General features: G+C 36.9%; 16 protein-coding genes. All 16 read left to right on the forward strand.

The genetic code is table 11. The features are described from left to right. Position 1 precedes the first annotated feature (1 nt). Positions 2–778 (forward strand): alpha/beta hydrolase, encoded by a 777-nt coding sequence (locus U9K52_RS16760; protein WP_322927439.1) that lies wholly within the window; start codon positions 2–4, stop codon positions 776–778. Positions 779–1,229: 451 nt separating this feature from the next. Continuing rightward, on the forward strand, positions 1,230–1,661 hold the full coding sequence (locus U9K52_RS16765) for a VOC family protein (protein WP_263602809.1): 432 nt from the start codon (positions 1,230–1,232) through the stop codon (positions 1,659–1,661). Between the two features lie 59 nt (positions 1,662–1,720). Continuing rightward, positions 1,721–2,134 carry an SRPBCC family protein gene (locus U9K52_RS16770; protein WP_322927441.1) on the forward strand — a complete coding sequence of 138 codons (414 nt, stop codon included), beginning with the start codon at positions 1,721–1,723 and terminating at the stop codon, positions 2,132–2,134. Between the two features lie 36 nt (positions 2,135–2,170). Then, the gene (locus tag U9K52_RS16775) at positions 2,171–2,416 is read left to right on the forward strand and encodes a hypothetical protein (protein WP_322927442.1); all 246 of its coding nucleotides are present in this window, start codon (positions 2,171–2,173) and stop codon (positions 2,414–2,416) included. Positions 2,417–2,572: 156 nt separating this feature from the next. Continuing rightward, positions 2,573–3,439 carry a VOC family protein gene (locus tag U9K52_RS16780; RefSeq protein WP_322927443.1) on the forward strand — a complete coding sequence of 289 codons (867 nt, stop codon included), beginning with the start codon at positions 2,573–2,575 and terminating at the stop codon, positions 3,437–3,439. A gap of 302 nt (positions 3,440–3,741) precedes the next feature. After that, complete coding sequence (locus tag U9K52_RS16785) at positions 3,742–4,575, forward strand: SDR family oxidoreductase (protein WP_322927444.1); 834 nt, start codon at positions 3,742–3,744, stop codon at positions 4,573–4,575. Positions 4,576–4,622: 47 nt separating this feature from the next. Further along, a complete protein-coding gene (locus U9K52_RS16790) occupies positions 4,623–5,051 on the forward strand; it encodes a hypothetical protein (protein WP_322927445.1) in 429 nt (142 codons plus the stop codon). Positions 5,052–5,281: 230 nt separating this feature from the next. Continuing rightward, positions 5,282–5,740 carry an SRPBCC domain-containing protein gene (locus U9K52_RS16795; RefSeq protein WP_322927446.1) on the forward strand — a complete coding sequence of 153 codons (459 nt, stop codon included), beginning with the start codon at positions 5,282–5,284 and terminating at the stop codon, positions 5,738–5,740. A gap of 17 nt (positions 5,741–5,757) precedes the next feature. Continuing rightward, positions 5,758–6,216, forward strand: a complete 459-nt coding sequence (locus U9K52_RS16800) for a DoxX family protein (RefSeq protein ID WP_322927447.1) — start codon at positions 5,758–5,760, stop codon at positions 6,214–6,216. 107 nt (positions 6,217–6,323) lie between these two features. Beyond that, positions 6,324–8,327, forward strand: coding sequence for a S9 family peptidase (locus U9K52_RS16805; RefSeq protein ID WP_322927448.1), 2,004 nt, complete (start codon positions 6,324–6,326; stop codon positions 8,325–8,327). A 341-nt stretch (positions 8,328–8,668) separates the two neighbouring features. Continuing rightward, positions 8,669–9,223, forward strand: coding sequence for a sigma-70 family RNA polymerase sigma factor (locus tag U9K52_RS16810; protein ID WP_312177568.1), 555 nt, complete (start codon positions 8,669–8,671; stop codon positions 9,221–9,223). A 13-nt stretch (positions 9,224–9,236) separates the two neighbouring features. Then, the gene (locus tag U9K52_RS16815; RefSeq protein WP_248393847.1) at positions 9,237–9,578 is read left to right on the forward strand and encodes a hypothetical protein; all 342 of its coding nucleotides are present in this window, start codon (positions 9,237–9,239) and stop codon (positions 9,576–9,578) included. Between the two features lie 82 nt (positions 9,579–9,660). Next, positions 9,661–9,930 (forward strand): hypothetical protein, encoded by a 270-nt coding sequence (locus U9K52_RS16820; RefSeq protein WP_248393846.1) that lies wholly within the window; start codon positions 9,661–9,663, stop codon positions 9,928–9,930. Positions 9,931–10,049: 119 nt separating this feature from the next. Further along, positions 10,050–10,373: a hypothetical protein gene (locus U9K52_RS16825; RefSeq protein WP_322927449.1), complete on the forward strand. Its 324-nt coding sequence runs from the start codon at positions 10,050–10,052 to the stop codon at positions 10,371–10,373. 582 nt (positions 10,374–10,955) lie between these two features. Continuing rightward, positions 10,956–11,606 carry a J domain-containing protein gene (locus U9K52_RS16830; protein ID WP_248393845.1) on the forward strand — a complete coding sequence of 217 codons (651 nt, stop codon included), beginning with the start codon at positions 10,956–10,958 and terminating at the stop codon, positions 11,604–11,606. A 521-nt stretch (positions 11,607–12,127) separates the two neighbouring features. Beyond that, positions 12,128–14,986: an aminomethyl-transferring glycine dehydrogenase gene (gcvP, locus tag U9K52_RS16835; protein WP_322927450.1), complete on the forward strand. Its 2,859-nt coding sequence runs from the start codon at positions 12,128–12,130 to the stop codon at positions 14,984–14,986. The last annotated feature ends 318 nt before the right edge of the window (positions 14,987–15,304 follow it).

Raw genomic sequence — 15,304 nt, forward strand, 5'->3', positions numbered from 1 at the left:
AATGACTCCGGCTGAAAAAGGGTATCAGGAAATTAACGGAATTAAGATGTATTACGAAATCTACGGTTCCGGAAAACCTTTGGTGTTGATTCATGGCGGCGGAGGTTCCATTCTGTTTGATTATAAAGAAGTTATTGCAAGGCTTGAAAATAAGTTTCAGCTTATCGGCATTGATCTTCAGAATCACGGAAGGTCCGGTCATCGTGATATTGCGGAAACTTTTGAACAGGATGCGCATGATGTTGCTGCACTTCTGAAAAGTATCAACATAGAAAAAGCTTCATTCTGGGGATTCAGTAATGGTGGAAATACGGTAATGCAGGTTGCTCATCGGTATCCTGAAATGGTGGAAAAACTGATCGTTGCATCTGCATTCTACAAAAAAAACGGAATGCTGGACGGTTTCTTCGAAAGCATGAACAATGCTACTCTCGATTCAATGCCCGAACCGCTTAAAATTAATTTTTTGAGCCTGAATCCGGACTTTTCTGCCCTGGAAAATATGTTCGATAAAGACAGCAAAAGGATGCAGACTTTCGAAGACTGGAGTGAAGAAATTTTGAAAGGCATATCTTCTCCCGTATTATTTATTTCCGGGGATAAAGATGTAATGAAACCGGAACATACGGTGGAAATGTGGCGGCTTGTCGAAGATTCAAATCTCTTGATTCTTCCTGCAACCCACGGTTCCTACATGATGGCTGATTTTAATGGCAATACTGATGACAGGCTTATTGATTTTACTGTTAGCGAGGCAGAAAAGTTTTTAAATAATTAAAATTTTTCAAGATCGATAGCTCATTTAAATCTAACTCTCTTTGCTGAGTAGAACGCCTTTGCGAACTTAAAAAAGTATACTAGTAAAAAAATCTTTTGCGGTCTTTGCGTTAAAAAAAATAAACATTAAATAAAAAAATACTTAAATCAAGGCCAATTAAATTCTTAGAAACGATTGTTCATGTAACTCTTATGCTTTTGCTGAATAGAACGCCCTTGCGAACTTAAAAAAGTATAGTAGTAAAAAAATCTTTGCGGTCTTTGCGTTAAAAAAAATAAACATTAAATAAAAAAATACTTAAATCAAGACCAATTAAATTCTTAGAAACGATTGTTCATGTAACTCTTATCCTTTTGCAGAGTAGAACGCCCTTGCGAACTTAAAAAAGTATAGTAGTAAAAAAATCTTTGCGGTCCTTGCGTTAAAAAAATAAACATTAAAATAAAAAATCATGGCTAAATTAAATTCTTATTTAAACTTTGACGGGAAAGCAGAAGAAGCTTTCAACTTTTACAAATCTGTTTTCGGGGGAGAATTTCTGGGAGAGATTTACAGAATGGGAAATGCACCCGGAACCGAAAATTTATCGGACGAAGAAAAAAACAGGGTAATGCATATTGCGCTTCCTATCGGTAATGATCTTTTGATGGCTTCTGATATCGTTCCGAGTTTTGGGCAGACCCTCAAGGTAGGAAATAATAATTATGTCTCTATTTTTCCCGATTCCAGAGAAGAGGCGGAAAGACTTTTTAAAGGACTTTCTGAGGGCGGCAATATTGAAATGCCTCTTGAAGACCAGTTTTGGGGAGATTATTTCGGAAGTTTCCAGGATAAATATGGTATCCATTGGATGATCAATTATAATGAAGAATATATAAAATAGTGTACCTTAGTATTGAAAAGTGAAGAGCAATTATTTCAAAACACCAAATAGATATTGATATGGAACCAATAAAAATTGAAATTACAATTCTGGAGCCCGTTGAGAAAGTATGGACGTATTTCAACAGCCCTGAACACATTACCCAATGGAATTTTGCCAGCGATACATGGGAGTGTCCTTCTGCTGAAGTAGACTTAAAAGAAGGAGGACAATTTACCACAAGAATGCAGGCAAAGGATGGAAGTTTCGGGTTTGATCTTGTCGGAATTTATGACGAAATTATTCCTGAGAAAAGCATCACTTATCACATGGAAGATCAAAGAAAAGTAAAAGTGATTTTCGATAAAATTGATGAAAACACGACAAAAGTTACTGAGATATTCGATCCTGAAAAGCAAAATCCTGTTGAAATGCAGCGGGACGGCTGGTACGCAATTCTTAATAACTTTCATAAATATGTTGAAAATCATTAAGCAATACTTTTTTCGGTCATGATCAATTTGGTAATAATGGCAAAGTGCCTGAACTCAATTTGCGCCGTGAGCCATACTGTAACAAGCGATTTCCTGCAGGGAATTATTCCTATGCCGGCCAGAAGAGCTTTAGGAAAAGAAAAAATAGATTCCCTTGAAAAACTTTCGGAATATTCCGAGAAGGAAATCCTGCAAATGCATGGTTTCGGTAAAAATGCTCTGGAAAAACTGAAAATCTACATGACGGAAAATAATATGTATTTTAAAAATAGTGACGCCTAGCATCCGGTAAATAATAATTAAATAAATTCAGGAATATTTAATAGAATACCTGAAAAAATTTAAACCACTATCCTTTGCTGAATGAAATACCTTGCGCCTTTGCGTTAAAATAATACAGAACGATTAAGCTTATTATTTCAATATTAAATTAAAACAATGAACAATAATATCTTTCCGTGCCTCTGGTACGATGAAAACGCCAAAGAATCTGCCGAATTTTACTGTAAAATATTCGGCGGAAAAATTACCGCAGATACACCGGTGGTGATGAACATTGAACTTTTCGGCCAGAAAATAATGCTTCTCAATGGCGGTCCTCAGTTTAAAAAAAATGCTTCGGTTTCTTTTATGGTTATCTGTGAAACGGAAGATGAAGTGCAACAGTACTGGGATCAGCTGATGGAAGGCGGGATGGCCTTAATGCCACTGGATTCCTATTCATGGAGCAAAAAATACGGATGGCTGAAAGATCAATATGATGTTACCTGGCAAATATTCCTCGGAAATAAACAGGAATCACAAAAAATAATTCCTACCCTGATGTTTATGCATGAAAACAATGGCAAAGCAATGCAGGCTATGGAATTGTATACTTCAACATTTCCTGATTCTAAGATCGGCAGTATTTTGAAATACGGAGAGGGAAGCGAGGGACACCCAATTGCAGAACCGGGAGAAAATATTCAGCATGCGCATTTTGTGATTGATGGTTACAGCTTTTTCTGTATGGACAGCTCTTATAATCATCAGTTTGATTTTAACGAAGCAATTTCAATGGTGGTGATGACAGAAGATCAGGAACAGACCGATCACTATTGGAAAAGCCTGACCTCAGACGGAGGAAAGGAAAGCATGTGCGGATGGCTAAAAGATAAGTTCGGATTCAGCTGGCAGATTGTTCCTAAAAAATTAATAGAACTGATGAGTGATCCGGATCCTGCAAAAGCCCAGAAAGTAGTGCAGGCGATGATGAGAATGCAGAAAATCATTATAGAAGATCTGGAAAAAGCCTATCATTCTTAGAATCAATTTAAATGTTATGATTGTCCGTAATTTGTCATAATTGAAAAGCTTTGACTTTTTTGCTGAGTATAAACTGAAGGTTTACGAATGTAGTTCAGCCTTTGCGAAATTAAAAGCATTTAGTAATAAAGAAATCTTTGCGAACCTTTGCGTTCAATAGATCAAAAACTGCTCTGATTATTTTAAATAATCAATTTTATACATAATCTGAAAAACTAAAAATTAAAATGTAATTCATATTTATAAGATACCATATTTTCGGCTTCGGCTTGCTGTTTGATGCTGTAAAGGAAATATCTTTTATGAAAACACACAACAAGTCACAATCTAAATCAAAAGTACAGGAAGAAGGTATCCTGCCGGAGATTATCCGCGAGAGCTACAGAGGAAGCGAGAAACTGTTGGATAAAAAAGCGGTTATTTCAGGAGGGGACAGCGGAATAGGACAGGCTGTTGCCGTGCATTTTGCCCGCGAAGGAGCAGATGTTGCCATCATCTATAAAGAAAGTGATGACGATGCGGAAGAAACAAAAAAATTGGTAGAAAAGGAAGGCAGGAAATGCGTTTTGCTGAAAGGTGATATTTCAAAAAAGAATTTTCAGAAAAAATGCATTGAAAAAATAAAAAAAGATTGGGAGACCTTAGATATTCTCGTCAATAATGCAGGAATACAGTTCCCGAAAGATGATATTGAAAACATCACAGACGAACAGATTCATGAAACGTTCAATACCAATATCATCTCAATGATTTCATTTACCAGAGACTGCCTGCAGCTGATGAAAAACGGATCACGGATTATCTGTACCACTTCTGTAACAGCGTATCGCGGAAGTGATCACCTCATTGACTATTCGTCCACGAAAGGTGCAATAGCAACCTTTATCCGCTCTCTGGCAACCAATATTGCAGAAAAAAATATTCTGGTAAATGGCGTTGCGCCTGGTCCTATCTGGACACCTCTGGTTAAAGAAACCTTCGATGATGTATCAGATTTCGGGAAAGATAACCCAATGAAAAGAGCGGGGCAGCCATCGGAAGTTGCACCGGCCTACGTGTTTTTAGCATCACAGGATTCAAGTTTCATTACCGGCGAAATCATCCATATCAATGGCGGAGATTATGTCGGAGGATAAAATAATATAATACACAAATAACATAATAACAGCTACTTATACAATTTATGGAAATATTACATTTTGATATTCAGATTAATGCGGAAGCGGTAAAAGTCTGGACTGTACTTTGGGACGATTTCTCTTTCAGACAATGGACATCAGCTTTTACAGAAGGTTCTTTTTATCAGGGAAGTTTGGAAAAAGGAAATATTATAAAATTCCTAGACCCTAAAAATAACGGAATGTACAGTAAGATCGTTCAATTGATTCCCAGTGAGGAAATAACTTTTCTTCATCTTGGAGAAATTTATGAAGGAGTAGAAACACCACGCGATTTGGGAGAAGCTACAGAACGATACATCCTCAAGGAATATGAAAATACCACGCATCTTTACGTTGAAGTGGCAACCACAGAAGAGTTCAAATCATTCTTTGAAGAAAAATTTCCAGTTGCATTATCCAATGTTAAAAATCTTTCTGAAAATCAACTTTAAATAATAAGTCTGTTTAAACTTTTACCCGCAAAAGTCACAAAAATGAACTAAACTTTTATTTAAAGTTGATAGTTATAAACGAAAAAGTTCACAATAGTTTTTAAAAATCTTTGATTTTATTCTTTTGAGCACTTTGATTATTCTGGAAATTCGCTTTAACATTATCTTTTGTATCTTTTGCGGTTAATTCTGAAGTTATTTTAAACAAGTTAATACATAAAATTTCAGCTATGGAAACATTATCTTATGAAATCATCATCAGCGCTCCCAAACAAAAAGTCTGGGACGTACTGTGGAATGAAAAAACATATCGTGAATGGACAAAATTTTTCAATCCGGCTTCTGCATCTGTAATGAAATCAGACTGGCAAGTTGGCGGAAAAACATACTTCCTGAATAGTGAAGGTGAGGGAATGGTTTCAACCATAGACAATATGGAAGAACCGGATCAGATTATTTTCAAACATCTCGGGATGGTAAATAAAGAAGGAAATGAAGACACTGAAAGCATGGAAGTGAAGCAGTGGAGCGGATGTTTCGAGAAGTATTTTTTGATTGATTTTGAAGGAAGAACCAAACTTCATGCTGAGGTTCAGGTGGATAAAAACTGGGAAGAGCACATGAACAAAGGGTTCACACAGGGACTTGAAATAGTTAAAAATCTCGCGGAAGATACTTTAACACTTTAAGGGGAAATTATAGCAATATGAAACTATTAACAATTCTCTTTGCAACATTCTTTCTTGCTTTAGCAGGAACGAAAATTTTTGAGGGTGACTGGAACTTTTTGTTTTCCGGAAATCTTGGAATGGCTGTCTTCATTATATTTACGGGATTTTCACATTTTAAATTTCAGAAAGGAATGGCAATGATGATCCCGGAACTTATACCTGCCAAAATGTTTTGGGTATATATTACCGGAGTTATAGAAATTGCTGCAGGAATTGGTCTCATGATACCCTCCATTCGTGAGCTGACTGCTGTTTTACTGATAATTTTTTACGTATTGGTATTTATTGCCAACATCAATTCGTCAAAAAAAAATATCAATATTTTTAAAGCGGATTTTACTGGCCCGGGAATGAGTTACCTTTATAAAGAAAGAATTCCGATGCAGATTATTTTGATTGCCTGGACCTGGTATTTCGGGATTTATCTGAATTAATTTATTTAAATAAGATTTCTTTAAAACATATTTAGCATTTGATGTAACAATTCTTCAGGGTAGGGCGTCTTATTATATATTAGACATTTTTAACCAAACCATGAAATATGAATATCACTGCTAAAATTTTCGGGATATCACAAGTGGTAATAACCGCCCTCATGATGAATGCACAGACCAATACCGCGAAATTGCCGGGAGATCCTTCCCTGGTTTCTACAAAAACAACGTTCGACCAGCTTATTTCTTATGATAAAGGAAACTTCAAATATAAAGTGGAGGATTACTTTGCAAGGCCGAAAGCTTCACAATTTAAAATTTCGCCGGACGGCCAGTATCTTTCCTATAAGGAAAAAGACAAAGACAGCAAAAACCACGTCTATGTAAAAGACCTGAAAACAGGAAAAGTAACCAAAGCACTGGAAGAAAAAGACGATCTGATCAGAAGCTACGGCTGGCTGGATAAAAAACGCTTATTCTACACACAGGACCGTGGTGGAAACGAAAATCTGCATTTATATGCTGCAGATATTGATGGTAAAAATCTAAAAGATCTCACTCCTTTCGAAGGAATTACACTGGGAACCGTAAGGGTTATCAAAGATACTCCGTTTGTAGTAGTTACTATGAACAAAAACAACAAGCAGATTTTTGAGCCGTATAAGATCAATTTCAATACCGGGGAAATTACGCAGCTGTATGAGAACAAAGATGTTAAAAGCCCGATTGATGATTATATTTTTGATAAAGACGGAAACCTGCGCGGATATGTTGTTCTTGAAAACGGTCTCACTTCAAAGCTGTACTACAAAGACCTGCAGACTGGGAAATTCAATCTTCTGAAATCTACAGACTGGAAAAATACCTTCTACATCGTAAGTTTTAACGAAAATTCCAAAAATAAGGATGAAGCGTACATCGTAACTAATCTTGACGGTGACAAATCAAGAATTGTCCTGTACGATTTAAAAAAAGATGCAATCATTAAGGAAATATATTCAAATCCTGATTTTGATGTCAGTTCGATCAGTCTGGCAGGGAAAAACAGAAATTACGAACTCGATTACATCAGCTATAACGGAATTAAAAATGAAACGATTCCCGTAAGTAAATTCTATAAAGAAGTTCATGATAAACTGGCTTCTGAATTCGGAGACAAACAATTCTATGTTGTTTCTTCTGATGATAAAGATAATAAGCTGCTTGTCATTACAGACAGCGATAAGGTTTATGGAAAATATTATGAATACGATACCAAATCCAAAACCATCAAGCTTCTTTTTGATCTCATGCCTCAGCTGAAAGAACAAGATATGGCGGAAATGCGCCCAATTGAATTTAAAAGCAGTGACGGATTAACCATTCGTGGGTATATCACATTGCCAAAGGAAGCGCTGCAGGGTAAAAAAGTTCCTTTAATTGTTAATCCCCACGGCGGTCCGCAGGGAATTCGCGACGACTGGGGCTTTAATCCGGAAACACAATTATTTGCCAGCAGAGGATATGCGACATTACAGGTAAATTTCAGAATTTCCGGCGGATATGGCAAGGAATTCCAGCAGGCGGGTTATAAACAAATCGGAAGAAAAGCAATGGATGATGTGGAAGACGGCGTAAAATACGTCATTGAACAAGGCTGGATTGATAAAAATAAAGTTGCCATCTACGGCGGCAGCCACGGCGGATACGCCACTTTAATGGGATTGATTAAAACTCCGGATCTTTATTCCTGCGGAGTTGATTATGTCGGGGTATCCAATATCTTTACCTTTTTCGATTCCTTCCCGGAATACTGGAAGCCGTACAAAGAAATGGTGAAGCAGATCTGGTACGATCTTGATAATCCTGAAGAAGCCAAAATTGCCAAAGAAGTTTCGCCGGTTTTCCAGATTGATAAAATTAAAAAACCTTTGTTTGTGGTTCAGGGAGCGAATGACCCGAGAGTGAACATCAATGAATCTGACCAGATTGTAAAAGGTTTAAGGGCTAAAGGTTTTGAAGTTCCGTATATGGTAAAATATGATGAAGGCCACGGATTCGGAAAAGAACCCAACCGTATTGAATTTTACAAAACCATGATGGGCTTCTTTGCTAAAAATTTTAATCAGTAAATCCAATACATTTTTATAATTAAACTACGGAAAGTTCCTTGAGCTTTCCGTTTTTGTTTTTAATAACTACATTTTTACCGATAGACTATAGCCTAGCCCCGATAGAAACGGCATCCTTTTTTGTTTGCTGAAGCTTTGGAATGGAAAACAAAAAAGATACAGTGGATAGCGGGAAAAAGCTCCTAAAAAAAATGATACAAGTTCTACAAATAAAAACTATATCTAAAAAAATACGATTAATAAAAGAAAATCCTGAGTTCCCGAAAAATATTTTAAATTTATTAAAGTAAAACAAAAATTTCAATCGTCATAGCAATATGGAGGTTGTCGAAAAAATAACAATGCCACAGAAGGAGAAGGACAATATCATCTCGCAAACCGTTTCAAAGTACGGAGGAAAGCTGATGTCTTATATTCGTCCCAAAGTGAAAAATGCGGAAGATGCGGAAGATATTCTGCAGGAGGTGTGGTATCAGTTCAGTAGTCTTACGAATCTCTCTGAGATTGTAAACGTGGGTGGCTGGCTGTACAGGGTTACGGCCAATAAAATCACCGACAAATACCGGAAGAAAAAAACCGAAAACCTTGAAGATTTCGTGTATGAGGATGAAGACGGCGATTTCTCCATTAAAGATATTCTCCTGATGGATGAAAGCGCCGGTCCGGAAATAAAAATGTTTCAGGATGAAATCTGGAAAAAATTATTTGAAGCACTGGAAGAACTTCCTGAAAAACAAAGAATTGTCTATGTTGAAAACGAACTCAATGATAAAACCCTTCAGGAAATAGCCGATGAACACGGTGAAAATATCAAAACCATCATCAGCCGAAAAAATTACGCGGTAAAACACTTGAGAAACCGGTTGAGAAAATTATACGAAGATTTAAATAGTTAGTAAAAAGAAAAATATGAATCATAAACATAAAAAAGGCTGGATTTTTTTAATACTGTGTCCGCCATTGATTTTTTTAGGAGTTACCTGGATTGTGATGGCCCTCTGGAATCATCTTCTTCCCGAAATATTGGGCATAAAATCCATTACGTATTGGCAGGCCATGGGAATTCTTGTCTTAAGTAAGATTCTTTTCGGAGGCTTCCATTTCGGAAAAGGAATGAGAGATTTTAAGGAAAGAAAAATGAGAGAGAAAATGATGCATCTTTCTCCTGAAGAAAGAGAAAAATTTAAGGAAGTCTGGAAAAACAGATGCGAAAGCGGTTTTTTCGGAAGAAATAAAAAAACAAACGAATAATTGAAATTTAAGAAGTAGTAAAGTAAAGTTCAATACGATTCGTCTTTATAAAAAGAAGTAGTAAAATTTAAAATTTAAGAAAATGAAAAATTCAGTATTAAAAGGTGCTCTTGGAGCATTAGCTATTGCAGGTGTTGCCATGATCGTTAAAAAAGCAGCCCAAAGAAAAAGATTTGTCAAAGGTATTTTTGAGGAATACGGAATCAAGGAAAAATCACCTTTCGGACTAGCCGATAAAATCAGGGAAATGAATGACGAGCAATATCAGGAAATGAAGGGAAAGTTCAAAAAGGAATTCGCATCAAGATGCCACAGCAGATTTGAAAAGAAAGAAAATATTGCGGAAGCATAATAGAAAGTAACTAAATTGAGATTGTTTATTCCGGCTCGGGAAGCGAAGCTTCCCGAGCCGGAATTTTTATAGTCATTGCGTGAGCAAAGCGAAGAAGCAGTCTAAAAAAGTATCAATTCATGACAAGCTTTCCACTTGCGGCAATTTCTAATGAGCTTTTTCCAGCTTTCCGCACTCGCTATTTCTTTGTTTCCGGCTCGGCGGCTTTGCCGCCGAGCCGGAAACAAAGAAATGAGCTCAGACAATTGCTGCAATCTGGGCTAGGGTGGCAGTCGTTCCTTTCAATATTTAGAAATGTCGACAAAAGTTGCCATATTGAAAGCATAATGCAACTAACGCATTCAGTATTGCTAAGAGAAACGCCTTTGCCTCAATTTTATGATTTATTATTAGAATCGGCGAAACTTCGTTTTGCGAACAAAAAAATATTCTCAGCCACTTAAAAAAAATCTTCGTGTACTTCGCATTTAAAATGCTTGTTGAGATGCTTCAGCACGACAACATTAGATTGAATTAAAACTTTTATAAAAAAATCTTCGTAATCTGTGAAATCCGCGGGATAAATAAAACTCTGCATTTAATTTCACGAGCCTATTTACGAATTTTGCTGAGTGGAACGCCTTTGCGAACAAAAAAAATATTCTCAGCTATTTAAAAAAATCTTTGTGTCTTCGCGTTTAAAATGCTTTTTGAGATGCTTCCAGCATGACAACATTAGATTGAATTAAAACTTTTATAAAAATCTTCGTAATCTGTGAAATCCGCGGGATAAATAAAACCCTGCATTTAATTTCATGAGTCTATTTATGAACTTTGCTGATTGGAACGCCTTTGTGAACGAAACGATATTCTCAAGTATTAAAAAAAAATCTTTGTGTACTTCGCGTTTAAAATGCTTGTTGAGATGCTTCCAGCATGACAACATTAGATTAAATTAAAAACATTAAAAAAACTTCGCGAACCTCACGTTAAAAAGAATTTACCCTTTGCCCGCCAACACAAATTCCTTACTTTTGTATCATTCAATGAAAGATTATTACTATTTTCTAGGGATTCCGCACGATGCTTCAGAAGAAGACATCAAAAAAGCATATCGTAAACTTTCTTTAAAATACCATCCCGACAAAAATCAGAATGATGATTTCTTTGCAGACCGCTTCAGGGAAATACAGGAAGCTTATGAAACGCTGAGCGATAAAAGCAGGAGACATTCTTATGATCAGAATTTAGAAAGTCAGCAGAAAAGCTTTCGGTATACGGTTCCGCCATCCATCAAGACGTTTTCAGCCAATAAAATCCATGCAAAAAAAGGGGAGGAAATTATCGTGACCTGGCAGACACAAAATGCGGATGTAGTGAAGGTTTTGCCTTTCGGGCTGGAAAAAGCGTATGGAGAAAGAGTATTTAAAATTACGGAATTTAAAGACGGAAAATTTCAGATTTTGCTGCATGCTACCAATTCATTGCTGCATAAAACGGCGGTACAAGGCATTACCATTACCGAAGTTTTTGAAAGCGATACAGAAAAATTCAAAGAAAAAGCAGAAGAATTATTCAGATCGCAGCCGAGAACAGCTGCAAACCCGCACGGTCAGCCAAAAATCATGAAAATTATTGTGGCTGTTGGTTTACTTATCCTGGCCCTGTATTTTTTAATAAAAAGCTTCGGGCATTAGGCCATCTTCTTTCTTCCGGGGCATTTCTTGCACCGTTTTCCTTTTTTAAATTTCTTGCAGCAGGATTTCTTATCACCACAATACATTTCTTCAGAATTTGCAGAATATACAGGTGCTAAAGGCGGTACTTTAAATGGGAGAATCATGTTCATGATGCAAATATATTAATTTAGAATAAATACAGATAATAAAATTTCATGAAATTTATTAGGTTGAATAATAAATCGTTAGTGCATAAATGAAAAATTCATCCCTTGTAATAATTTTATAATAAAATTGTATTCATTTGTCCATGTTTTTAGGTTAGTTTTTAAAGAATTAAAAAAAATAAAGCCTGAAATAATTTATGCAAAATTGAGTATTTGCCTTATTTTTATTTCAAAATGACAATAAAAACCTCTTAATTTTGAATAGGATAATATACTTTTTGTAATTTCTGTACGTTCTTAATTTACTTGTACAATTTTCTAAAAAATCGTAATTTTACGAATCTTTTTTACAACAAAATCTAATAAATAAAAATGAATACAGAACAGTTTGTGAGCCGCCACATTTCAGTAAATGAAGCCGATAAACAGGCAATGCTGGAAAAAATTGGCGTTTCAAGTGTTGAAGAGCTCATCTCTCAAACCATTCCTTCTTCTATCCGCTTAGAGAAAGATCTTGACATTTCAGAACCGCTTTCAGAATACGAAATGCTGAATCATTCGAAAGAGCTGGCATCGAAAAATACGGATTACACCAGCTATATCGGTTTTGGATATCATAATACGCTGTTGCCTTCGGCTATTCAGAGAAATATCTTTGAAAACCCGAGCTGGTATACTGCATATACTCCTTATCAGGCGGAAATAGCACAGGGAAGGCTGGAAGCGCTTCTTAATTTCCAGACTGTTGTATGTGATCTTACAGGTTTTGCCCTGGCAAATGCATCATTGCTGGACGAATCCACCGCAGCAGCAGAAGCCATGCACATGTTCTTCAATAACAGAACAAAAGATCAGAAAAAGGCAGGAGCTAATAAATTCTTCGTTTCAGATCTTGTATTACCGCAGACTGTATCCGTTTTAAAAACAAAAGCAGAAGGACTGGAAATTGAAATCGTTGAAGGAGATCATGCTTCTCATGAATTCGACGGTTCTTACTTCGGTGTGTTATTGCAATATCCTGGTAAAAACGGAATCGTTTTAGACTATACTCAAAATATCGCTGAATATAAAAAATCAGATCTACAGGTAGTAGTTGCCTGCGATCCGATGGCTTTGGTTAAGCTAAAATCTCCTGCATCAATGGGTGCCGACTGTGCTGTAGGGACAACGCAGAGATTTGGTATTCCGTTGGGATACGGAGGACCTCACGCGGCATTCTTCTCTTGTAAGGAAGATTATAAAAGAGATATCCCGGGAAGAATTATCGGGGTTTCTCAGGATGCTTACGGAAAACGTGCCCTCAGAATGGCATTACAGACCAGAGAGCAGCACATTAAAAGAGAGAGAGCAACATCAAACATCTGTACAGCCCAGGTTCTTCTGGCAGTAATGGCTGGAATGTATGCTGTTTACCATGGTCCGAAAGGATTGAACTATATCGCAGATCAGATTCACTTTAAAGCAAATGCTCTTAAAAACGGGCTTAAAGCATTAGGATATGACATCGTTGAAGAACCGATTTTCGATACGGTAAAAATCAACCTTAGTGAAGATGAAAAAGGAAGACTGATGAGAATGATGCTTGATCATAAACTCAACCTGAATTATTTCACGGAAGGTGTGGTAAGTATTGCGATCAACGAAAGTACAACGTTGGATAAACTGAATTATCTGATGGCATCTTTTGCTCAGTTTAAAGATAAGCAAAGTTTCAAATTAGAAATAAAAGAAGGATACAGTATTCCTGATGAGAATTTAAGAAAAGACGAAATTCTTACGGAAGAAGTATTTAATAAATACCATACGGAAACAGAACTGATGCGTTACATCAAGCGCCTGGAAAGAAAAGATTTATCATTGACACACTCTATGATTTCTTTAGGTTCTTGTACAATGAAGCTTAACGCAGCAACGCAGATGCTACCGCTTTCATGGGAAAACTGGGGAGCAATTCACCCATTTGTACCGGTGAATCAGGCAGCAGGTTATCAGGAAATGATCAGCGAACTGGAAAAAGATTTAGCTGAAATCACAGGTTTTGCAGGAACTTCTTTACAGCCGAATTCCGGTGCACAGGGAGAATACGCAGGTTTAATGGTGATCAGAGAATATCATATCTCTAGAGGTGAAGGCCATAGAAATGTTGTTTTAATTCCGCAATCAGCGCATGGAACAAACCCGGCGTCTGCAGCAATGGCAGGAATGAAGATCGTGGTAGTGAAAAACCTTGAAAACGGTGAAATCGACTTCGATGATTTAAAAGCTAAAGCAGAACAGCATTCTGAAAATCTTTCCTGTGTAATGATCACATATCCTTCAACTTACGGATTCTTCGATGCCAACATTAAAGAAATTACTTCTTTGATCCATGAGCATGGCGGACAGGTATATATGGACGGAGCTAACATGAACGCACAGGTAGGATACACAAGTCCTGGGAATATCGGGGCAGACGTTTGTCACTTAAACTTACATAAAACTTTCGCAATTCCTCACGGTGGAGGAGGCCCTGGCGTTGGCCCGATCTGTGTGGCTAAACATTTGGTGCCTTTCTTACCTTCCAATGCGAACATTAAAATCGGTTCTAAAGAATCAATAGACGGTATTTCCGCAGCACCTTACGGTTCAGGATTAATTCTGAATATTTCTTATGCATACATCAAAATGTTGGGAACTTCAGGATTGAAAAAAGCAACAGAGCATGCTATTTTAAATGCTAATTACCTAAAAGAAATTTTAGCCGAGCATTTCCCGATCTTATATTCCAACGTAAACGGAAAAGTAGCACACGAATGTATCGTAGATTTCAGACAGTTCAAATCGTTAGGAATTGAAGTGGCAGATGTTGCGAAAAGACTTATGGATTACGGATTCCACGCGCCGACCGTTTCTTTCCCTGTGGCGGGAACATTGATGATTGAGCCTACAGAATCTGAAAGCAAAGCTGAAATCGATCGTTTTGCAGAAGCATTAATCGCGATCAAGCATGAAATTGATGAGATTGCAAACGGTGATGCAGATCCGGCAAACAACGTGTTGAAAAATGCACCTCACACGGAACAATTGGTAATCTCTGATTCATGGGATAAACCTTACAGCAGAGAGAAAGCAGCATATCCGCTGGAGTGGGTGAGAGATCATAAATTCTTTGCTTCTGTTTCAAGAGTAGACGAAGCCTACGGAGACAGAAACTTAGTATGTACTTGTGAGCCTATTGAAGCTTATATGTAATTAAACTTTTTTAAATACAAAATCCCTTTCAGTGATGAGAGGGATTTTTTTATAAGCCTAATAAACTATTGAAATGTAGTGAATTGTACTTGATTGCCCATTCGGAACGCTTGATTTCCTCTTCGTAACGGTTGGTTATTTATTCTAAGTGCTTGATTGCCTCTTCGAAGTTGTTGATTTCTCCTTCGTAACGGTTGATTGTTTATTCTAAGTGCTTGATTTCCTCTTCGGAATTGTTGATTTCCTCTTCGAAACGGTTGATTGTTTATTCTAAGTGCTTGACCGCCCATTTGAAGCCGTTGACCGCCTCTTTGAAAT

Source organism: Chryseobacterium sp. MHB01, from assembly GCF_034651565.1.
Lineage (GTDB): Bacteria > Bacteroidota > Bacteroidia > Flavobacteriales > Weeksellaceae > Chryseobacterium > Chryseobacterium nepalense.